Origin of the sequence: Mycolicibacterium doricum, assembly GCF_010728155.1 — a bacterium.
Lineage (GTDB): Bacteria > Actinomycetota > Actinomycetes > Mycobacteriales > Mycobacteriaceae > Mycobacterium > Mycobacterium doricum.
Map to the genome: position 1 here is coordinate 3806197 of NZ_AP022605.1, position 20527 is coordinate 3826723.

19 protein-coding genes and 2 pseudogenes are annotated in these 20527 nt (G+C 63.1%); 10 read left to right on the forward strand and 11 right to left on the reverse strand.

The window, feature by feature from the left end:
* Positions 1-56 precede the first annotated feature (56 nt).
* Positions 57-453: pseudogene (locus G6N07_RS18650) on the reverse strand (ISNCY family transposase); the annotation flags it as partial.
* 112 nt (positions 454-565) lie between these two features.
* Between G6N07_RS18650 and G6N07_RS18655 the strand changes: the two are divergent.
* Together G6N07_RS18655 and glgP are read left to right on the forward strand one after the other, a co-directional pair.
* Complete coding sequence (locus G6N07_RS18655) at positions 566-856, forward strand: transposase (protein ID WP_235849815.1); 291 nt, start codon at positions 566-568, stop codon at positions 854-856.
* Between the two features lie 619 nt (positions 857-1475).
* Positions 1476-3992, forward strand: coding sequence for an alpha-glucan family phosphorylase (glgP, locus tag G6N07_RS18660; protein WP_085191679.1), 2517 nt, complete (start codon positions 1476-1478; stop codon positions 3990-3992).
* Positions 3993-4160: 168 nt separating this feature from the next.
* On the opposite strand, the gene G6N07_RS18665 is transcribed toward glgP, so the two are convergent.
* The 3 genes from G6N07_RS18665 to G6N07_RS18675 all read right to left on the reverse strand — a co-directional run bounded on the left by G6N07_RS18665 (position 4161) and on the right by G6N07_RS18675 (position 7987).
* Complete coding sequence (locus G6N07_RS18665; protein WP_163784274.1) at positions 4161-5159, reverse strand: HamA C-terminal domain-containing protein; 999 nt, start codon at positions 5157-5159, stop codon at positions 4161-4163.
* A 508-nt stretch (positions 5160-5667) separates the two neighbouring features.
* The gene (locus G6N07_RS18670; protein WP_372507534.1) at positions 5668-6207 is read right to left on the reverse strand and encodes a winged helix-turn-helix domain-containing protein; all 540 of its coding nucleotides are present in this window, start codon (positions 6205-6207) and stop codon (positions 5668-5670) included.
* Between the two features lie 226 nt (positions 6208-6433).
* Complete coding sequence (locus tag G6N07_RS18675) at positions 6434-7987, reverse strand: serine/threonine-protein kinase (RefSeq protein WP_085191675.1); 1554 nt, start codon at positions 7985-7987, stop codon at positions 6434-6436.
* 612 nt (positions 7988-8599) lie between these two features.
* Here G6N07_RS18675 and G6N07_RS20600 point away from each other — a divergent pair.
* Positions 8600-8956: an N-acetylmuramoyl-L-alanine amidase gene (locus G6N07_RS20600; RefSeq protein WP_235849814.1), complete on the forward strand. Its 357-nt coding sequence runs from the start codon at positions 8600-8602 to the stop codon at positions 8954-8956.
* A gap of 67 nt (positions 8957-9023) precedes the next feature.
* Here G6N07_RS20600 and G6N07_RS18685 read toward each other — a convergent pair whose 3' ends face one another.
* The 3 genes from G6N07_RS18685 to G6N07_RS18695 form a co-directional block, all read right to left on the reverse strand.
* Positions 9024-9494: an LppA family lipoprotein gene (locus G6N07_RS18685; RefSeq protein ID WP_163784275.1), complete on the reverse strand. Its 471-nt coding sequence runs from the start codon at positions 9492-9494 to the stop codon at positions 9024-9026.
* Positions 9495-9589: 95 nt separating this feature from the next.
* Positions 9590-11368 (reverse strand): alpha/beta hydrolase, encoded by a 1779-nt coding sequence (locus G6N07_RS18690; RefSeq protein WP_085191671.1) that lies wholly within the window; start codon positions 11366-11368, stop codon positions 9590-9592.
* Positions 11368-11691 (reverse strand): WXG100 family type VII secretion target, encoded by a 324-nt coding sequence (locus G6N07_RS18695; protein WP_085191669.1) that lies wholly within the window; start codon positions 11689-11691, stop codon positions 11368-11370. Before G6N07_RS18695 ends, G6N07_RS18690 begins: the two co-directional genes overlap by 1 nt.
* Before the next feature lie 395 nt (positions 11692-12086).
* Between G6N07_RS18695 and G6N07_RS18700 the strand changes: the two genes are divergently transcribed.
* Positions 12087-13514, forward strand: a complete 1428-nt coding sequence (locus tag G6N07_RS18700) for a serine/threonine-protein kinase (protein WP_235849812.1) — start codon at positions 12087-12089, stop codon at positions 13512-13514.
* On the forward strand, positions 13499-14080 hold the full coding sequence (locus tag G6N07_RS18705; RefSeq protein ID WP_133055544.1) for a hypothetical protein: 582 nt from the start codon (positions 13499-13501) through the stop codon (positions 14078-14080). The genes G6N07_RS18700 and G6N07_RS18705 overlap by 16 nt, the downstream gene beginning before the upstream one ends.
* A gap of 185 nt (positions 14081-14265) precedes the next feature.
* Here the strand turns inward: G6N07_RS18705 and G6N07_RS18710 are convergent, their stop codons facing one another.
* Complete coding sequence (locus G6N07_RS18710; protein WP_085191666.1) at positions 14266-14811, reverse strand: hypothetical protein; 546 nt, start codon at positions 14809-14811, stop codon at positions 14266-14268.
* A gap of 95 nt (positions 14812-14906) precedes the next feature.
* The gene (locus G6N07_RS20820) at positions 14907-15308 is read right to left on the reverse strand and encodes a DUF2510 domain-containing protein (protein ID WP_109749312.1); all 402 of its coding nucleotides are present in this window, start codon (positions 15306-15308) and stop codon (positions 14907-14909) included.
* 432 nt (positions 15309-15740) lie between these two features.
* Between G6N07_RS20820 and G6N07_RS21120 the strand changes: the two are divergent.
* The 4 genes and pseudogenes from G6N07_RS21120 to G6N07_RS18730 all read left to right on the forward strand — a co-directional run.
* A pseudogene (locus G6N07_RS21120) lies at positions 15741-15830 on the forward strand (helix-turn-helix domain-containing protein); the annotation flags it as partial.
* A gap of 50 nt (positions 15831-15880) precedes the next feature.
* Complete coding sequence (locus G6N07_RS20605) at positions 15881-16183, forward strand: hypothetical protein (RefSeq protein WP_244949038.1); 303 nt, start codon at positions 15881-15883, stop codon at positions 16181-16183.
* Positions 16180-17283: an IS21 family transposase gene (gene istA / locus G6N07_RS18725; protein WP_170301067.1), complete on the forward strand. Its 1104-nt coding sequence runs from the start codon at positions 16180-16182 to the stop codon at positions 17281-17283. The genes G6N07_RS20605 and istA overlap by 4 nt, the downstream gene beginning before the upstream one ends.
* Positions 17280-18023, forward strand: a complete 744-nt coding sequence (locus G6N07_RS18730) for an ATP-binding protein (RefSeq protein ID WP_085192476.1) — start codon at positions 17280-17282, stop codon at positions 18021-18023. Before istA ends, G6N07_RS18730 begins: the two co-directional genes overlap by 4 nt.
* A 326-nt stretch (positions 18024-18349) precedes the next feature.
* Here G6N07_RS18730 and G6N07_RS18735 read toward each other — a convergent pair whose 3' ends face one another.
* On the reverse strand, positions 18350-18706 hold the full coding sequence (locus G6N07_RS18735; RefSeq protein ID WP_085192477.1) for a hypothetical protein: 357 nt from the start codon (positions 18704-18706) through the stop codon (positions 18350-18352).
* A 60-nt stretch (positions 18707-18766) separates the two neighbouring features.
* Here G6N07_RS18735 and G6N07_RS18740 point away from each other — a divergent pair, with 60 nt between their 5' ends.
* On the forward strand, positions 18767-19027 hold the full coding sequence (locus G6N07_RS18740; protein WP_085192478.1) for a helix-turn-helix domain-containing protein: 261 nt from the start codon (positions 18767-18769) through the stop codon (positions 19025-19027).
* 221 nt (positions 19028-19248) lie between these two features.
* Here the strand turns inward: G6N07_RS18740 and G6N07_RS18745 are convergent, their stop codons facing one another.
* Complete coding sequence (locus G6N07_RS18745; RefSeq protein WP_133055573.1) at positions 19249-20067, reverse strand: hypothetical protein; 819 nt, start codon at positions 20065-20067, stop codon at positions 19249-19251.
* Positions 20068-20527: the final 460 nt, after the last annotated feature.

Below are 20527 nucleotides of genomic sequence, written 5' to 3' on the forward strand. Positions count from 1 at the left end.
GGGTTTCAAGACTTCGACAATCCTGAATGTCCTAGGACAGAAGGCATTTTCGCTGTTCACACGCCGATCAGCCACTCACCCATCCACGGATTCAGGCTTAGGCGCGCCGCGCCGGGTTTACTCACCCGCGGTATCGCCACACTGCGCACGCCGAGGTCGTGCAGATCTGTTCCACCGATGCCTGGCCGTAGCCCCGGTCGGCGGTCGCTGCCCGCGGAGCGTGTCCGGTACATGCAGCGATCCGTGCGATCGCCGAAGCCAGTTGTGGGGCATCCGGCGGGTTGCCGACCTCGACGTTGTGATCGAGGATGGCGCCGTCGGCGTTGTCGAGGATCTGGGTTTGTAGCCGAACTCGACGGGCTTGCCCAGGCATTCCTTGCGGATCGGTCGGGCATCAACGTCGTGCAGGCTCACCACTCGGCTCGCCGACTCGGGCATCACCCCGGACAGGCGCCAGTTGTCGCTGTTCGAGCAGCTCAACGGCTACCGCTACCAGCTCATCGCGACCAACACCCGCGGCGGACAGGCCCAGCGGCTGGAGGCCCGCCACCGGGTGCATGCCCGGGTGGAGGGAAGGGCACCGGCCTGGCCCGCTGGCCCTCGCACTCGTTCGCGATCAAACACCGCCTGGGTCACCGCGGTCGCCCTGGCCATCGACCTGCTGTGCTGGACGCGGCTGCTGTTATTGGACGCACCACTGGCCAAGGCCGAACCCGCCACGCTGCGCTACCGGCTGCTGCACGCCGCGGCCCGCCTGGTCAAACGATCCCGCCACCTGATCCTGCGGGTGCCCGAAACCTGGCCCTGGGCGCAGGAATTCGCCGCCGCCGTCAACCGCCTCCGCGTCATCCCCTGACCCGAGCGGAACCCCGTGTCCGTTCGACCCCAAGGAAGGAGAAACCAAACCCGGGACCGTGGAACCCGGCGTCACCGCACGACACGCGGCGCCGCCGCCTACCCCTGAACACCGCGCCCGTGGCGGGGGAAGCGCTCGATTCCTGGCTGGACGCCATCGCCGTCCGCCACGGCTCCTCGCTCAACGATCTGTCGCCGTCGAGCGTCGGCCTGGTCGGCTGTGTCGTCATCGGAGCAGCTCCTCCGCTTCGGCCTGCGTCAACGCATCCCACCGCTGGGCGTTGACAATGTCTGTCAACAACACCGGTAACAACAGGCCGGCGCAGGTCAGACAACAAAGGTCTTCGAACCGGTTAGAGGGGCCGTCATGCGAAGCCCCAACGCGCGACGGCGTTGTTGAAACCTTGAACATCAGCAGGTAGGCGCGGCCGCGGCCGCACCACGGTCCTGGGCCTTCTGGCGCCCGTCCTTAATTTCTTGGCCTCCGGTCGGTATCGCGGTGCGTCAGCATCGCACGGCGAAAGCCGAGCATCCGTACGGTCACGAAGGCGTTGTCTTGGGTTCAGACGTCCGAGGTAGATTCTCGGGCGCTCTCTCAAACTACAGGGTAGGTGCTCTCAATGGAGGATCATGGCACGGACATCGATCTCCCGGACTCGCTACACGGTATGGACGACCTCGCACTCGACATGCGGCTCATCTCGTCGCACCGTGCTGATCGTGTCTGGCATCGCGTCAATCCGGAGCTGTGGGCTGCGTCGCGCAATCCTTGGGCGGTGCTCAAGTCGGTCGGCCAGCCTGAACTCGAGAAGCTCGGCAACGACGAAGCGTTCGTTGCCCAGGTGCGCGCCCTGATCGAGGATCGCCGGAAGCGTAACAGCGCCCCGTTCTGGTTTCCTCAGTCGCAGGCAGCGGGGACTCTCAATCTGACTGCGTACTTCAGCATGGAGTTCGGTCTGTCCGAGGCGCTGCCGATCTACGCGGGCGGGCTCGGTGTCCTCGCAGGTGATCACATGAAGTCGTCGACTGATCTCGGCGCACCGGTGGTCGGAGTCGGCCTTCTTTATCAGCAGGGGTATTTTCGTCAGGCTCTCGACTCGAGGGGTAATCAGCACGAGCTCTACCCATTCAGCGATCCGAGTGAGATTCCGGTGCAGCGGTTGCGCGGCAACGACGGCGCCTGGATTCGCATTCCGCTCGAATTTCCGGGCCGGACTGTGTATTTGCGCGCGTGGGCCGTCAACGTCGGACGGTTGTGGTTGTACTTGCTTGACAGCAACGACCCTGCCAACGACCCGTCGGACAGGGGCATCACCGCCCAGCTGTATGCAGCCGATCCCGAAGTGCGGTGGAAGCAGGAGATGGCGCTCGGGTTCGGCGGCTGGCGGCTGCTGCGCGAGCTGGGACTCGATCCGCACGTCTGCCACCTCAACGAAGGGCACGCGGCGTTCGCCGTGTTGGAACGCGCCAGCTGGATCGTGCGGGAACAGAACGTGCCGTTCGATGTTGCGTTGACGGTCGCGAGGGCGGGCACCGTGTTCACCACCCACACGCCCGTCGCCGCAGCTTTCGACCGGTTCGATCCCAGCTACGTCATCGGTTACCTCTCGCCGTTCGCAGCCGAGATGCGGGTGAGCATCGGCAAGATCCTCGGCTTGGGCCGCATGCGGGCGGACGACGATTCCGAACCTTTCAACATGGCCTACCTCGCGATTCGCGGGGCGTCGCGCGTCAACGGCGTGAGCTGGCTGCACGGCGAGGTGAGCCGGGAACTGTTCGCGGATCTGTTTCCGCGCTGTCCGCTCGAGGAGATTCCGGTCGGGCACGTCACCAACGGCGTGCACGTGCCGTCCTGGGACTCACCGGCCGCCGACGAGTTGTGGACGAACGCCGAGCTGCGCAACCAGTGGCGGGGCGTGCCGACGCCGATCGTGGAGCGGATGGAGGAGCGCCCGACGGCCGAGTTGTGGCAGATGCGCAACTGCAACCGCGAGCGCTTCGTGGGCTGGGCGCGCCAACGGCTGGCGCGCCAGTTGACGATCGCAGGCGCGGGCGCGGATCGCATCGACGAAGGGCAGCGCATTTTCGATCCCGAGGCCCTGACGCTGGGCTTCGCCCGGCGCTTCACCGAGTACAAGCGCACCGCGCTGTTGCTGCACGATCCCGATCGCTTCGCGCGCATTCTCACCAATCCCGAACGGCCCGTTCAGATCGCCGTCGCCGGCAAGGCGCACCCGGCTGACACCATCGGGAAGGCGATGATCCAGCGTTGGTATGCGTTCTCCCAACGCGACGATGTTCGCTCGCACGTCGCGTTCATCGCCGACTACGACCTGCTGCTGGCCGAGCAACTCGTCAACGGCGTCGATGTCTGGATCAACACACCACGCCGGCCGTGGGAGGCCAGCGGGACGAGTGGGATGAAGGTGCTCGTCAACGGCGGCCTCAACCTGTCGGAACTCGACGGCTGGTGGGCCGAGGCCTACACCCCGGCGGTGGGGTGGGCGATCGGCGATGGAGCCGAACACGGTAGCGACCCGAACTGGGACGCCCAGGAGGCCAACGGCCTCTACACCCTGCTCGAGCACGAGATCGTCCCAATGTTCTACAACCGCGACCAGGACGGGGTCCCGCAGGACTGGATGGCGCGCGTGCGCAAGAGCATGGGGAGGCTGACGCCCCAGTTCTCCTCGGAACGCATGGTCCGCCAATACGTCGACGACATCTACACCCCCGCCGCGGCCGCCTATCGCACACGCATTGTCGACAACTGCCGGGTCGGCAGCGACATCCAACGCTGGCGGGAGATGATCGCGAACTACTGGAGCGAGGTGTCGTTCGGCGCTTTGCATGTCGAGCCGGCCGCAGCCGGCCACGACTTCCGGGTCCTCGTATCGCTCGGCGCGATCGGAACCGATGCGGTGCACGTGCAGCTGTACGCCACCGCCTGGGAGCACGGTGCGGCCGAAAGGATACCGATGGAACGCGGTGACGAAGTCGTTCGCAGGACGTTCGCCTACCACGCCCACGTCGACAGCCCGCGACCACCAAACGACTACACCCCCCGCGTCGTGCCTTATCATGCGTACGCGTCGTTTCCGCTCGAGACTGAGAAGATCTGCTGGTATACGCGCTAACAGCGTTGGCAGTCGAAGATCTCGATGAGCCTCATGCCCCACCGGATTGGGCTCGGTCGGACGGACAGCCTCGAGCCTGCGCAGTCGCGGGAGCGCGGCGCATACGAGCAGCTGCGGCTGAAGTCCCTCCGGCCTGTGATTAGTTTGCCGAGCGCGTCAGCAGCACTTTCACCGGGCATTCTCGGCCCGACCACTCAACTCAGTAGCTAGGTCAACCCGGGCATCTTCGATTCCCTTGACGGTGCCGTTGACGTGACGCTTGAGAAACGGAACAGCGTAGAGGTGGAAGCAATAGCCTCCGAGGCCACGCGTCTTGATCTCGTCCTTGATCGCTTCGATCTCGGCCGCGATGAGGTCTTGAGCAAGACCGCGTAGATACTGGGCGATTTCCTCTCTGGTGTGGTCCCCGAACGGATACGCGACAACATCGAGCTCATAGCCGACGAAGATTCCGAAATCGTTCGACTTCTGCGCAGAGCCTTCGCCGCTCGCAGGGGGCAACAGAATCGCCGCAAGAGCCTTTACCTGCTCCGCATCAAGAGTTTCTTTGAGGAGTTCCGACTCCACGAGCCAGGTGTCGAACCCTAACCCAGCTTCGTGCAAATCCCCAATAGATTTGAATGCCGCTTTCAATCCGCGCCGGACACTCGTGCCGGGCCTGTCCTTGGCGTCTCCGTACATCTTCGACTCGCCAAAAATGAGCTGGTAGTCGCCCGGAGCTACTTCGAGCAGATGTACGCCGTCAGAACCGTGTATATAGTGCGCAGTCGATGTCTTTAGCTCCATCTTCGAGAGTATCTTGGGAGCACCGAGATGCGCTTCAAGAAACGAGTACAACAACAGCTCTCCGCCCTCACCTGCGTTAGGATCGGGCGGCTTGAACTGCGAACGCACCTTATTGGCGAATTCCATCATCCGGCTTGGGTCGGCCAGATACTTTTCTACATTCTGACGGGAGAGGACGTAGGTCAGACTGATGTTTGATAGTTCGTTGAACAGTGCCTTGAGGTCAAAATCCCCTGCGTCAATGCGGAGGATATGCAGATACAATTTTGTCTTGGTCTGGATGTCGTATGCGATGGGGTCGTAAAACAATTTGAGGAATCGGCCAGGCTCCATCACAGATACAGGAAGCCCGCCGGGAGACCCCTTGTCCTGGTTACTCAACCCTGATCCCCCGACCATTTTCGGCTCTCGCCTCACTCGTTGCAGCGCAGTGTAACAATGGCCGGCGCTTCTGACGGGTACTTGTCGACGCCGCGAGGCTCTAAGACAGTCGCGATCCATTCGCCCCCCGTTTCCCATGCCGGGCACTGGACAGCCGGCTTGACTTGTTACGCTCCGGATATCAACATTCCCTTGACTGTGTGACCCGCGGTTTTCGACGATCCTTGACCGCGATCCGAGCACGGCAGGCGTATCAGGGAACGTTGGGCCGCCCAGGTAAACCCCACGACGCCTCGACATTGGGCCGACACTACGGCCGCCGACTGACAAGCGCGCCCGACAAAGGTTGCTTGGCGACGGGCCACTCACATCCGGAATTTTCTACACAGGTTGCCCACCGCGATATCGGTGATCGCGACTAGTGATTAGCCCGTTCGTCGGGATTGCAGTACAGAGGTCCAGGGGTGCCGGGAATGTGTCCAGTTGGTCGGCAACTTGGACGCATAGCTCACCGGGTGTCGGCGTGGGGTTGGCGGTCAGCCAGCCGTTGAAACTCGTCTCCGGTGAGTTGGCCTCGGTAGAAGGCAGTTTCGATGGAATCCCAGTCGCCGGCGATGTACGAGTCGGTGGCGACGCCATTGATTCGGACTACCCGGCCAACGCTGTAACTCCAGCCTAAGAGCCTTTCCATCATCTGCTGAGTGGTGATGATGCCGGCCGTGCGCTGGTCGATGATCTCGGCAGGTTTCACGTCGAGCATGGTTGGGTCATCGGCGATGCGACGCAAAATTCGTTGGATGGTCGCTTGAGACTGACTTGCGACCAGTTCGCTGATCTGCCGCTGGGTGAGGCCTTGGACCACCGCAGCGTCATAGATCTCTCGTTCCAGCTCGCGTTCGCAGACTCGTTGACGTGCAGCTTTGGCTGCGAGTCGTTTCTGGGCGGCGGTCTGGATCGGGGTTTCGGGCGACATTTTTGCACCTCCTGATTCATTATGAATCACGGAATCTGTCTGCGCGATAGGCGTCGGCTCGCTGCCGAGAATCACGGCCCCTTCCGAAGTCCCGAGATTCGCCAGGGCCGCTGGCTGTCTGCGTATTCGATCCTGCAATGCCGCTTGGCATGGGACAGAAATTCGCGGACTATACCGCGGTCAGACGCTAGGAGCAGGAGGGACAGGCGAGGTGGTCTGACCCACATCAAGTGTGGGACAAGCTACGCCCCGCGCTGTTGGAACAATCGGGGGCTCCCAACCATCATGAGCCGGTTGCGATTCAGCAGCGGAAAGGAAATCCGGGGTCGGTGACGTAATCCAGCACCTTGCCATAAGCGTCACCACCGTAGGCTTGCACTTTGGCGCACATCTGGTCTTGAGTACTTCCGCCGGGGACGAACACCGCGTATATCGGGTTTCCGTCTTCCGTCGCGGCGCGCAACGAAGGACAAGTTTGGTCGGTGCGCAGATAGAAAGCACCCGGGTGGGCATCCAAAAGACGTTGTACCCCAGCCTCATACAGGCCTGGGGTGGTGACTGAGCCCAAGATGACGATGTATTGGCCGTTGCAGGCTGGACGGCTTATGGGCTGGCGCAGCCCCAAATCACCGGAGCGTGTCGCCGGTACCGGAGGCGTGGTGGTCGGTGGCGGCGGTGTCGGCACGGGGGGCAGTCGAGTCGGGGTCGCCGGCGTTGGGGTCTCACTAGCAGTTGGCGGCTGAGATGGGGGGTCGATGGTTTCCGGCCACGGTGAGGCCGTCGGTTGAGGTTGTGCGGCGGGCGGAGATGGCTGGCCCAGTCGAGCACCAAGGAACGCAACCAGCCCGACTGCGAGCAGTCCGGCAGCGACAGCTCCAGTAATTAGCGCCCATCGCCGTGACGAGTGCTCCTCACGGACAACTGGTTCCGGCGCCGGAGCCGCTGGGAGCGCGTACATGGTTGGTGCGGCCGATGTTGGAACTGCGTGCTGGGTGATGGCGCCGGGACCAGCGGCGCGGGCCCCGCGTCCGGTAAGCGCGGTGGCGAAGGCGCGGCATGTCTCGAACCGTTGGTGTGGTTCTTTGGCCATCGCTTTGCCAAGCACGTCATCGATGTCGCCAAGGTCGGGCCGGATGGAGGCAATCCTCGGAGGTGGTGAGGACAGATGATTGCCGATCACCACCGCCGGGTTAGTATTGGAGAACGGTACGGTTCCGGTGAGCAGGTGAAACGCGGTGGCGGCCAGCGCGTACTGGTCCGCATGACCGTCCAGCGGCTGACCGGTGAGTTGTTCGGGGGCAGCGTAGGCGACCGAGCCCACCGTCACATTGGTGGCGGTCAATCCGCCACTGTCGAAGGTATCACGGGCAATACCAAAGTCGGCCAACAGGATTCGTCGATCTTCTTGACGCTTGTCGGTGAGCAGAATGTTGGCGGGTTTGACGTCGCGATGGAGCAGATACCGTTCGTGGGCGTAGTCGAGCGCTTCGGCGATCGCTGACACGATTTCGAATGCTTCAGCGGGTGGCATCCCGTGCGGGTAGCGGTTCCGCAGGAGTTCCGCGGCGTCTTTGCCTTCGACGTAGTCCATCGTGATCCATAGTTGGCCGTCGTCCTCGCCGCGGTCGTGGACGGCCACGATGTGCGGATGCCATAACGTCGCGGCGATGTCGGCCTCGCGAGCGAATCGAGCACGAAACTGCGGGTCCGCGCTGACTGCCGATGGCAAAATTTTCAGCGCCTCCTGCCGGGGCAGCCGTGGGTGTTGCGCGAGATAGACCTCGCCCATTCCCCCGGTTCCCAGCAATCGCAGGATGCGGTAGCCGGCGAACACCTGCCCTTCGGCAATCGACATGGGCGCATATTACCCAGCTCCACCGAGTTGATCAGGCCTTTTACGGCCCATCATCGTGAGTGATTCCCTCCGTTCCGGATGCGGGTCAGTTTTGCCAACGAGCCCCTGGCGTCCTGAGTTGCTGCGTATCGTGACGACGATGGAGATGCAGCCCAGTCGCGGATGCGGGCCGCGGCTTGACGCTCTGAGTCGGCGGCGGCTGCTCCAGCTCAGTGGCAGCCTCGGATTGGCCGCAACGCTCGGTGCTTGCGCTGGCAGTACCGAATCGACTTCGACGCCCACCGCGCAACCCACTAACACCGCACCGGCGTTGCCGCCAGAACCGATCGCGGTCAGTCCGCTGCCGCTGGAGCCTGGCCCACCCGCCGCCACGGCCGGCGGACAGCCGATGGTGGAGATCTGCCGTCAAGCCTGGGGCGCGGCACCGGCCAGAACCGGTGGACGTCTGCACACCATTACCCGAATGACGCTGCACCACACCGCCGTTGTCCTCGGTGACAACCGCAATGCCCCCAGCCGATTACGTCAGCATCAGCAGTACCACCAGACGACCGGGGATGGATCGACATCGCCTACCACGTCGGCGTTGACCGCAACGGCAACATCTACGAATTGCGCAGCCCGGAATTCGCTGGCGACACCGCAACCAACTATGACCCAGCGGGACACTTCCTGGTTCTCTGCGAGGGTGACTTCGACCAGGAGACCGCCTCCGATACTCAACTCAACGGTGCTGCAACGGCGTTCGCCTGGGCTGCCCAACAGTTCCACCTGGCCAGCGGCACCCTCGGCGGGCATCGAGACTTCGCCGACACCGCCTGCCCCGGCGCTAACCTCTACTCCCACCTCACCTCAGGGGATCTGCATACACGTATCGATGCCCTGCTCGCCGCAGGACCGGTCGACCTGCAACGCCTCTGCGGAGAAGAAGCCGCCACCAAGGTCGCTGCTATCGAGGCAGGCCAGTGACAGAGCGGGATAGGCGCCAGCGCCAATCTGGTGAGCGTCACGCGCACTGCAGACGATATTGAGGCCGCTACCTGATTTTGCTTGGCAGTCGGCACCCGGTGCTGCCGGTGATCAGCGCTGCGGCTTGGGATCCAAAGCGCAGCGTCGTCCCGGTGTCGCTGGTGAATTGCAGGTCGTGATTGTTGGGGTGGTCCTTGAACACGGTGAGCTCGGTTGCGCCCAACGAAGAGGCTGCTTGTTGCGCCAGATCGAGAGCTTGCTTCCAGTTGTGCTCGGGAATTGGGGTGTCAGATACGTAGTTTCGTAGCAGTATCAGTTGCCCGTCTGATTGCTCGTACGGTGGATTGCAGCCGCCTCTGCTGTCCGTACGTCGCCATTCCCAGGTCACTGACGGAGCGATGGCGGTGATCTGCTGGCCGAGCTTGATAATCGCGGACTCCACTTGCGTGTGTGTGTCTTCAAGTGACGGCAGGGTTTTCAGCGCGTCAGCTGCTTGGCTAGCTTGGCCGGCGTCGGTGGGCTTGTATGGATTGCTCACGTGACATCCTGTCCCTAGTAGCGCAACCGACGCGAAGCACGTGATAACGCTGAGTTGGTGGCGGACGGTGCGGTTCAAGGTCATAGGCGCTGTGCTCACTTGTCCGGAATCGGTGTTGTGCCTGCCACGACGGCAGCGATGTTGTAGCCGGTGATGCGGAGCTGCTGACTGTCGCCCATTTGAGGGTACTGGCTGTGCGCGTGCGGACCGCTCACCCCTTCCAGCGTGCGGCCATCAGGCATTGGCAAAGTGGTGGGCGCGGTGGAGAGCTGGGTGAAATTGGGGTTGGTGGCCGGATTTGGTCCGAAGTCACCGAATTCGTTGTTGAGGTACGTGCCGAGTATCGGGAAGCCCTGCATGATGGCCCTGGTGTCATACACCTTTTGGATGGGGTCATCGGGAGCCTCCATCGCGAATACGTGGCCGGGTTGCATGTGCAAGTCTTGCGGTGTGGACGCTTCGATACCGGGCGAACCGTAGAACAAGACGTTGTCGACACCGTGGTCACCAGATTCCTGCAAGGCCAGTCCCGTGGTGAGCGAACCGTAGGAGTGCCCGATCGCAGTGAGATCCAGCGGACCCTGACGCGCAGCATCGAGGCCGTCGTAAAACCCGGCCAAATCGTGAGCTCCGGCGCGGGCCATATCGTCATGCGAGACATCCCAGAAGCCCTCTGCCGACGCACCCAACTGATCCCACCCGGGAACCTGCGGCATGTCGTAACCAACCCACGCGATGGCGGCGACGGTCTCGTCACTACGTTTGGCCAGATCGAGTTGGTCAAGCGCTTCCTTACGCATGTTCATGGCCTCATTGGCCATGCCCTCAATGGAGCCATGAACGCTAGAGTTCAGGCCCGGAGCCGTCACCGAGACATGATCGGCAGTGTCGGGATCTCCCACGGCGATGGCAGCGTGTACTTGCTGGCCGGATTTGGTGTCCAGCAGCATCAGTTTGCGTTCGGGGTTGTCGCGGACGGCCCTATCGATGGCCTGCAGGTCCGGCAGGTACTTGGCGCCGTTCTGGGCGTCGTTTAGTTCGCGCTGCCACGCCTCATACTTAGGCCGGTCAGCGAAGATCGCGCCGGGCTCATTAGGGGGCGGGATGTTCTTGCCGTCAGCCCAGTCCGGGTGCTGCGCCTTGAGGGCATCGACGCGGTCCTGGGCAGCCTGCGCCCGGGGCAGTTCGCGGTCCAACGTCTGGCGGTTGTAGTAATCCTGGTCGACGCCAGGCATACCGTTGTGGTTGGCGATGGTGGGGTCCCGCTGATAGAGCGCGTCACGCTCTTCTGGCGTCAGACCCTCCCAAAAGTCATGGAACTGGTTTGGATCATCGGGAACCGGCTTGGCAAGGGCATCACGCACATCGGGCGGATCGGTGCCAGCCGAATGCCCACCCGCATCCGTGATGGCCTTCGCCAAGCCGTCGTCCGCTTCATCTGCTGCGACGAGCAGGTCCTTGATCCGCACTTCAAGGTCCGCCTGTTGCAACGCATATACAGGATCGCCAACCTTCGACTGGTCGGTAGCAGTTACTTCCCCGGACACGGGGTCGATGCTGAACCCTTCGTTGCGGGCGTCCTCGTAGATGCGGTGCAGTGCTGATTTGACGCCTTCGATCTCGTCGGCGCTGGACCTGGTCGCCGACGAGACTCTGGCCATTTCCTCGCCATGGGAGGCGAGGTAAGCGCTCAGTTTGTCCAATGAGGCACGGGCCGCGTCTCCACCACCGCCCTGCCAACTTTCGATGAGCGGGAGTTTTGTCAAACCGGAACGGACGTCGTTGGCGCTGGCACCACGCTTACCGAGCGCAGTAGCGACTTCCCGAAGTGTCGAGGCATCCCAACGCTCGATGTCGGCAAGGGTAAGGCCCATCAGAGCTGTTTTTCGATAGCTTCTGAGCTCTTTTGGATGGTTTTTGAACTTTCGGTATCCACGGTCGTGTAACCATGGGCCGCCGCACGAAAAGCTGTGCCGTGGGCAGCGACGCCGGCCTGCATCTCCTGCGATGCGGCCTGCCACTCGGCAAACTTCGCACGTAACGCCGCAGCGGATGCCCCCACCCACCCCGACTGTGCGGCCTCGATATCAGCATCTGCGGCCGCGTGAGCAGCCGATAAGTCGGCATGGTGCATATCCATGTGATCCGACGACATGTGCAGGTCGACTGGATCGACTCCCAGATGGTCTCCCATCATCTACCCCTCCCGCATAACGATCGCGCACCCAACAGCAATCCGGTGAATGCGCCTTTTCACGATACAACCCCCGCAACAGCTACCAAGCCACCAATTTCTGACCTCCGCCCAAAGCCAATACTGTTTGCCCACTCCAAGCATGTCTACGGGAGCGCAGGTTTGTCCGCCGGGCAGTGGCGTATCCGGCCCAATTCCGCTGACCTCCAAACGAACAAGCGCATAGCGCCTGCCTGCCTGCCTGCCTGCGAAAAACACTGGCTCAACACGGCATTCGGATGTCGTGGCTGAGGCGCCAGCCCGTTTATCGCGAGCGGTCCAACTTCAACCACATGCCCCCGCGATTCGCCTGCAAAGTCGTACAATCCCGCGGAGCGATCGGTAGAACTTTCGGGGGAATGATGAGTGCGCTGGACAAACGGGTCGGCACCCAATTCGGCGTCTACGAGATCATTAGTCTGCTGGGCAAAGGCGGGATGGGATCGGTCTACCAGGCTCGCGACACCAAAAAGAAGCGCCTCGTCGCGCTGAAGATCCTCGCCGACGAGTACTCCCAAGACCCCGAATACCGTACCCGCTTCACCCGCGAAGCCCACGCAGCGGCCGAATTGCAAGAACCCCACATCATCCCGATCCACGACTGGGGCGAAATCGACGGCTCGCTGTACATCGATATGCGGCTGGTCCGCGGCGCCACCCTGCGCGAACTGATCGCTGTCGGGCCGCTGGATCCCGAGCGCGCGGTGCACATCATCGGCCAGGTTGCCACCGCGCTCGATGACGCTCACAAAACTGGGCTGTTTCACCGAGACGTCAAGCCCGAGAACATCATCGTTACGGGGGGCACTGACTTCGCCTACCTGCTCGACTTCGGCATCGCTGAACGCGTTGGAGAAGACCACATCACCAAAGCCGGCATGACCGTCGGATCCATGGCCTACATGGCCCCCGAACGACTCAACGGCGAACCCACCGCCGCCGCCTCTGACATCTACGCCCTGGCCTGCGTGCTGTATGAAACCCTCACCGGCGACCGCCCGTTTGGCACCGTCAGCATGCAACACCTGCTCAATGCACACCTGAGCAGCGCGCCACCCCAACCATCCCGGCCCAGCTCGGCTCTGTCGGCGTTCGATCCGGTCATTACCCGGGGCATGGCCAAGGAACCTGACGAACGCTATGGCACCGCCGGCGCCTTGGCACGCGCCGCCGGGCGCGCCCTGACCGTCGCCCCAGCCTCACCGATACCGGCCGATCAGCTAGAAACCATGGCAGGTCCAGTCGTACTGGCGGCCACCGACGTTCACACCCGCGCAGCATCATCGCCACCGCCGGCAGCCGACACGGCGGCCCAGCCGCCAGTCCCGACCGCCACGGGTCCCAATTGGCCGATGATCGGCCTCGGCGCGGCCGGCGTCGCCGCACTGCTGTTGGCGATCGGACTCGTGATCGGTGTGACCTCAGCCAATCGATCCGGCCCGAGTACGCCGTCTGCACAACCACCGCTGACCACCCATACCCCGGCGCCTCTGCCGACGCCCACCGTGGCGGCTGATCCCACCACGAACTGGGCCTCCACCCCGCCGCCGATCGTCACCGGCGCCGACGCCAGCCACCACCGCTGCGACGCCGGCATCGACCACCCCAACCACACCGGTCCCGGCAGCCGCGCCGGCCGCGGCAGCACTGCTACGAGCTGCCTGTTCACCTACAACGTGCTAACCGAATACTGGCGCATGGGCCCACCCAACAGATACCTGCGCATCGTGAACGCCTACGGCGCCGTCCCGTGCAACCCCAGCAAAACACATTGCTTGGGCGCCTAGCCATCGCCGCCACCCGACACGACCCCAACACCGCCAGTTTGATCGAACGGGCGATCACCGCATCTGACAACGCCGCCGCCGATGAACTCTGGGCCTCCCTCGGCGACCCCGCCGCCGCGGCCGCGGCCGTGCACCAGGTCCTCACCGATGGCGCCAACCCCGACGTCTACGTCCAAGCCGAACAAATCAGGCCGCCCTACAGTCCCTACGGTCAAACAATCTGGCCTCAAGCCGACGCCGCTCGATTCGCCTGGACGTTGCCATGCATTCCCGATGCCGATCCCGTGCTTGCCCAGATGCGCAACATCGCCTCCGGACAGCAATGGGGACTGGCTGCCCTCGACAACGCGGCCACCAAAGGCGGCTGGGGACCTGACCCCGACGGCAACTACCTCGCCCGTCAAATCGGCGTCTACCAAACTGAAACCGGCGCCCTCGGGCTCGCGATCGCGACCGAACCCGACGACGGAACTTTCGCCACTGCCACTAGCATCCTCAACAATCCCGCCAACTGGATCACACAGAACACTGCCGAACTGCCCGGCGCTGGCTGTACAGCCGTGTGATTCACACCTCGGCCCAATGAGCCCGCGACCTCGTCCCGGGGGCAGGAGGGCACAGCGGGACGCGGTGGAAACGCCCTACGTCACTGGCCAGCTGTGGCGAGCTTCTTGGCGCCGGAATGCAACCGGTAACGATTTCCGAACGGCGGACCGCAGGTCTATGCCGCGGCGATCGTCGGTTCATCTGGCTACTCGGCGCGCGGAGAAGAGTCGCTGCGTCGTTCCAAGACAACCGCTGTAATACCAAGTCCCATAAGCGCGAATGCAGCGACCGTCGCCGCCACAAGCCCGAACCCTGCCGAGTAGTGAGCAGTAGACCAGTCCGCTGGATCGTTGAACATGCCGCGCACATCTACCATTCGCCAGAGGCCGTTGATCAAGCTTGTTGCGGCCGCTACAACGATCACGATCATGGCCCGCAACCGATGTCGGTTCTGTAGAAACAGCCACGCCGATCCCGCCATCAGCAAACCCAAGGCCAACGCTGCAACTCCTGGCGCATTAGGCCCTTCAGCCTCCAGCGCAGATGCTTCTCGATGTTCCACAAACCCGCGCTCGGTCGAATCCTTGATGCCCGGCACGTCTACCGATACTCCACCGAAGCCCGACAAGGTCGCGGACACCTTGAGCGACCCATACCCGCCGTCAGAGGCTGCGTAGCTCAGCCGCCCCCACTCGGCAAACGACGTCAACGCCAGGCATAGGGCAACAGCGAAAATCGCCACTCCGATCATCCACCGATTACTTCCCCGCTCAACAGGTCCAGGCTGCGGCGGCCAGTGTCCCAGATGTCCGGAGCCGACGGTCTGGCGTCGGTCGTGTGGTCCCCCTACGTGTGGATTGCCTGCGTACGGGGGTGATGATTCACCCGGGCGTGAGGCGGGTCGGAGTATCTCGTGTGAGCCCCTGGGGCTGAAGTCCGGGGTGTTCGTTGATCGTTGGTCCACCTGCCACCGTCCCAATAGCGCTCGCTCGGCGAGCCGTCTGGATTGGGATACCAGCCAGCCGGTGTCTTCATCGGCAACTTGCTCCACGCCTCAGCCAGTTGACGACCGCGGCACCACAGCTGGGAATCATTCACGCATTCTGGCAGGACCGCCGCGTAGTTGGTACGCGGTTGGCAGGACAATGTATGCCACGGAGACAGCGAGTGCTTGTCATTGCGCCCCACGGCCGCCGGCCACTGGTGATAGCGCCCGATCACGGCCGCGAACTTCTGGCGTCCGCGCATGGGCTCCGTTATCTGGGACCCAGAGTCGCAGCGGCATCAGGGGGTTGATGATCGCCCCAGGTCGGATGGCTGCCCGGTTTTGACCGGAAGGCGAGCAAGTTCCTCGAGGTGCGCCTGCCGGCGTTCTCGACGTTGAGTCCAACAGTCGGCAATCACCTCCCCAACGCGTTGCTGGATGTCGAGTAACTCCTGATGCGACGTGGACTGGCGCGCATCGACAGTCTGGGCATGAGCCCGGTACTTCTCCCGTTCGAATGTGGATATTACGGCTGGTTAGGGCCATTGTTCCGGGGTTGGGTGAGCCATCGTTCCGTTGCGGGGTGAGCCACTATGCCGGTGGCGGATGAGCCGTGGTGCCGCTGATGTTGTGGGTGCGACCGTTCGTCGGTCCGCGTCATTGGGACGCGGACGTGACGAAAGGGGTCGCCTTCGATGGTCGACTACAAACAGATCCTGCGGCTACGTGCAGAAGGGGTGAGTCAGCGCGGTATCGCCGATGTGCTGGGCTGCTCGCGCAACACCGTGGCGTCGGTGTTCGCAGCCGCAACTGCGGCCGGCGTGGGCTTCGGGAGGTGGCGGACCTCGCTGCTGACGAGGTCCGCCACCGGTTGTTGCCCGCACCGATCAGGCCGGACTCAGACCGTGTGGCGCCGGATTTCGAGCATGTGCACCGCGAACTCGGGCGCCCGTCGGTGACGCTGTTGCTGTTGTGGAATGAGTACGTCGCGGCGTGCCGGGCCAGCGGTGGAGTGCCGTATCGGTACTCGTTCTTCAACGAACAGTACCGCCGCTGGGTGGCCGCGACGGGGGCATCGATGCGCATCGTGCGCACCCGGGCGAATCCATCGAGGTCGACTGGGCCGGTGATGCGATGAGCTTCGCCGACCCGCTGACCGGTGCGGCGACCGAGGCGTGGCTGTTCGTGGCCGCGCTGTCGTTTTCGGCTTTCACGTATGTGGAGGCGTTCACCGATATGACGCTGGTGTCGTGGATCGATGCGCATGTGCACGCATTCGAGGCTTTTGGCGGCACGGCCCGACTGCTGGTCCCGGACAACCTTCGCACCGGCGTATCGCGGGCCGACCGCTACGAACCGGCGCTGAACCCGGCTTATGCCGGGCTGGCCGAGCATTACGGCACCGCGATCATCCCGGCCAGGGTCAAGCGGCCGCGCGACAAGCCGGTCGTGGAAGGCAGCGTGCGGTTCGTCGCCAACCAGGTCGCCGCGGTGCTGCGTGATCGCAGGTTCGTGGGCCTGGCCGAGTTGAACGAGGCCCTCTTCGATGTGGTCGAGGCGATCAATGCGCGGCCATTTCAGAAGCGGGAGGACTCCAGGCAGATCGTATTCCTACGAGACGAGCAGCCACTGCTGCATCCCTTGCCGCCGGTGCGGTTCGAGTTAGCGGATCTACGAAAAGCCAAGGCAGGACCGAACTATCACATTCAAGTGGACCGCAATTTCTACTCAGTGCCATCGACGCTGATCGGGCAGAGTCTGGATGTGCGCCTGACCTCAGGCACCGTGGAGGTCTTCGTCGGCACCGAACGCGTGGCCTGCCATGTCCGGTTCAAAGGTGTTCGCGGCCGGTATGCCACCGTGGCCGAGCACATGCCTGCCGGGCATCGACACCGACTGGCCGACTGGAGCCCGGCCCGCTTCGAGCAGTGGGCGGCAACCATCGGCCCGAACACCATGGCGTCGATCCAGGCGATCCTGGCCTCCCGCACGATCGTCGAGCAGTCCTACCGGTCGTGTTTGGGGGTGATGGCATTGGCCAAACGCCAAGGCGGTGCGGCTCGGCTCGAAGACACCTGTGGCCGGGCGCTGGGCGCGACACCGGCACCGTCCTACACGCTGATCAAGAAGCTATGGGCCACGTGGGAACCTGCCGATCCACCACCGGTGGCGTCCCTCGGTGACGCCGGCTTCGTGCGCGGCGCCGACTACTACGGCCAGGGCGGGGGCCAATCATGATCGACGTGCAGACCTTGGACAGGCTCAAGGCGATGCGCCTGTCAGGCATGGCCGAGTACTTCGAGAACCTCGCCGCCGTCACCGGTGCGCAACCGCCCACCGGCCCGGAGATGGTCAAGATGGCCGTCGACTGGGAATACGAACGCCGCCGCAACAGCAAGCTGCACCGACTGCGCCGACACGCAGCACTGGCCCAACCCGCCGCCGACATCGCTGACATCAAAGCCATGCCCGGCCGCAACGTGGATGCCGAGCTGATCGCCCGCCTCGCCGTCGGCAACTACCTGCAAAACCGTCAGGACGTCATCCTGCAGGGCCCGACCGGCGCCGGGAAGACCTATGTAGCCTGCGCGCTGGGCAACAAGGCCTGCCAGCAATACCGCAGTGTGCTGTACTTGCCGGCCGGTGAACTGTTCGACCGGCTCACCATCGCCGAACGCACCGGGGAGCGCAAACGCTGCCTGGACACCCTGGTCAAGGTGGAGTTGTTGATCATCGATGACTGGTTCCTCACCACGCCGAGCCGCCAGCAGATTCAGCAGCTGCACACCTTGATCGATCGACGGCATAAGACGGCATCGACGATCTACTGCACCCAGCTGCCGCCCGGCCAGTGGCACGACCGCATGGAGGAGAAGATCCTCGCCGACGCGATTATCGATCGCATCACCACCAACGCCCATGCCACCGTGCTGACCTGCGACGAATCAATGCGCAAGCACTTCGGCCTGCCCGGCTGACCAGCCGCCGGTGGGGCGGACCACCAGCTGGCCCGTCCCACCGGCACTACCCCAAGCCCAAGACGCACGCGGCTCGCCCCACACCGGAGCAGCGGCCCACCAATCAGCGGCGCGATGGCTCACCGACCAACGGAACAGTGGCCTTCACTGAGCGTGATATCCACGAATGCGGTTGCGTGCGAATAGCAGTGGGTGGCAAAGGCCCCGGCCCCTAGGTAGATCACGGCGCTGGAGCATCGCGAGCCGGTGGCCCGGATCGCGGCCTGACACATAGGACGGCTCCCGACGAAATCTTGAGAACGATCGAGGGCTGGCAGTTGCCATACCTAGCGCTCGAAACGATCACTTAGCCCGCGGAGCGGCTGCACTCGCGGAGCACCGTCGCGCACGGCTGCGCTGTGGCGAGCGAAGATCGCCTTCGGCCGTGACAAAGCCCTGCCCCAACTCTCACTCAACTTCGCACCCTGACGGACGACACTCGCGGCCTCGAAAGCTTGCTTAGCCTCCTCACGAGCGCATATAAGCGCTTGCTGCAGTTCTCCGAAGCCCAGGTCCGCCTGCTCGGACACGATGCGCAGTACCAGAAGACATTGCGACACGTTGAGGCGCAACTCATCAAGTAAATCCAGAGCGTAGGCCGTGACGTGCTCTTCACCGTCAAAGTTGGATTCCAGCACATCCATTCCTGGAACGTACTACTAGTAGGGCAGACTTCCTGGGTCGACTCGCCCTGACTAGACGACGTGCCGACGCGTCCAGAGCAAACAGACCCACACCGCTATGCATATTGGGCGACCGTCCGGCTCCTCGTCGGAGGCCGCATCCGAGCCCTACGGGTGCAACGCGGAATGACCCAGGAGGGCCTTGCCCTCGCCTCCGGCGTCAGCCGCAACGTTCTCATCGACGTCGAACATGGCCGGCGCGGTCTGCTCTACGAGCGCCTATTTGACATAGCAGATGCGCTCGGGGTACCGGTCAGTGAGCTTCTCAGTGCCCCAGACTGATTGAGCCCACTACTCGTTAGGTTGATTGGCGTGCGCGACCCCTGGCACCACCGCGAGGTCGCAGTGGTATCGCGTGCGTTTGGGCCCATCGCGCCATCGTTGAGGTGCTCACCCCCTGTTCGCGTGCGAGGTCGGGAAGCGGTCGACCGTGAGTGACGTACTCGGTGTAGAACCATTCACGTTCGATGGTCGTTTTGGGTGACCTTCCAGGTTTGCGAAGATCAAGACCGTACTCCTCTGCGAGGCGGACCATCGTTTGTCTGCTTACGCCCAACTCGTTTGGCCACGTCCCGCAAGCTCTTTCCTTGCGTTTGGTACTGCTTGATGAATCGCTGCCGCGGATAGGCGTGCTTCGCGCGGTAGTAGGCTCCGTACTCCCGGTTCGGTGCCACTGGTGCGGGAAAACGGGTCAAGAGATAGCGTGCGACTTCGAGATCGACGCCGATCTGTGTCGCGGCATCACCAAGGGTCAGTCCGTTCCTAACGTGGTGATGCAGGCCGTCGATATCGGTGTCGTCGGGGTTGCCGCCCGGCAACTGTAGGCCCCGAAAGCACTCGCTCGATGGCTGATAGTGGATGGGCTCCCCCCGCACCCCTTGACTAGCCAGGAATTCCACAGCGTGTTCATCGAGTGCATCGGCTAATTCTGGGGTCAGGTGATAGGGGAAGTTTGCAATCTTGGTGCGTAGAGCTGCGCTGATGGCTTGGCTTTCCACTGTTGACCCGGATACGCGCTCATACAAGTAGTGACGGGCGACCGTCGCACGGGCGGGACCTTGGGCTGCGGTGTCAGTGTCTCGGCAGATGCGCCGCCATGTCTTGTCAGGCAACAGGGACCCATAGTCCAGCTCGCGCCGTCGGTGGTAGTCAATCGGAACCTCAACGTCGCTCAGGTGGTCGGCGACAGCGTTGATGGCGCAGTTGATGTCATGCCAATCTGCATGCCTTTCCAGTAGTTGAAGTATTCGGGAAACACCATGGCCATCGATCGGGCTGCGAATGGTCCGAACGCAGAAGTCGAGAGTCGCGCGGGTGCCCACGAGCAGGACTACCACGGCTAGCGCCGAGCGGAGTTGACGGTGATGACAGCCCGGAATGGACAACGGTAACGACCATGCCTGCCACAAGGAGGCCGGCATCCGTCTGGCTAACCGCCTGATATCGGCCGATTTCCGCGTTGGAACAGCTGGCGAAGATGTGGCGGTGCGGTACCGCAGCTGGTCACTTGGCTTGAGGGTAGGGCCAAGTGCGGCGAGTTGTACGGCCTTCGTCACACCTCCGCTCCACAGCAGATTTGTGGTGCAGGGCTGCGCTTTCCGTTTCCGCATCGCAGTGATCAGCCATCGCATCGCCTCTCCGGCTGATTGCACGTCATCACGTTGAAGGCAATGCAAGGCGGCGACAACCCCGACGGCCGTCAAGCTTGCGGGTCTAGGTGACCGAATAGTGAGCTGCTTTGTTGTGCTTCGAGTTTGGGGCGTCGGTAGCTGTGGATGATCT

Bases quoted from the DNA above. Each gene is read 5' to 3' on its own strand.
- G6N07_RS18730 (WP_085192476.1), top strand. From the start codon at position 17,280: ATGATCGACGTGCAGACCTTGGACAGGCTCAAGGCGATGCGCCTGTCA.
- G6N07_RS18690 (WP_085191671.1), bottom strand. From the start codon at position 11,368: ATGGGCCTTACCCTTGCCGACATCGAGCGTTGGGATGCCTCGACACTT.
- G6N07_RS18710 (WP_085191666.1), bottom strand. From the start codon at position 14,811: ATGATCGGAGTGGCGATTTTCGCTGTTGCCCTATGCCTGGCGTTGACG.
- istA (WP_170301067.1), top strand. From the start codon at position 16,180: ATGAGCTTCGCCGACCCGCTGACCGGTGCGGCGACCGAGGCGTGGCTG.
- G6N07_RS18695 (WP_085191669.1), bottom strand. From the start codon at position 11,691: ATGATGGGAGACCATCTGGGAGTCGATCCAGTCGACCTGCACATGTCG.
- glgP (WP_085191679.1), top strand. From the start codon at position 1,476: ATGGAGGATCATGGCACGGACATCGATCTCCCGGACTCGCTACACGGT.
- G6N07_RS20820 (WP_109749312.1), bottom strand. From the start codon at position 15,308: ATGCGCGGACGCCAGAAGTTCGCGGCCGTGATCGGGCGCTATCACCAG.
- G6N07_RS18675 (WP_085191675.1), bottom strand. From the start codon at position 7,987: ATGTCGATTGCCGAAGGGCAGGTGTTCGCCGGCTACCGCATCCTGCGA.
- G6N07_RS18700 (WP_235849812.1), top strand. From the start codon at position 12,087: ATGATGAGTGCGCTGGACAAACGGGTCGGCACCCAATTCGGCGTCTAC.
- G6N07_RS18735 (WP_085192477.1), bottom strand. From the start codon at position 18,706: ATGGATGTGCTGGAATCCAACTTTGACGGTGAAGAGCACGTCACGGCC.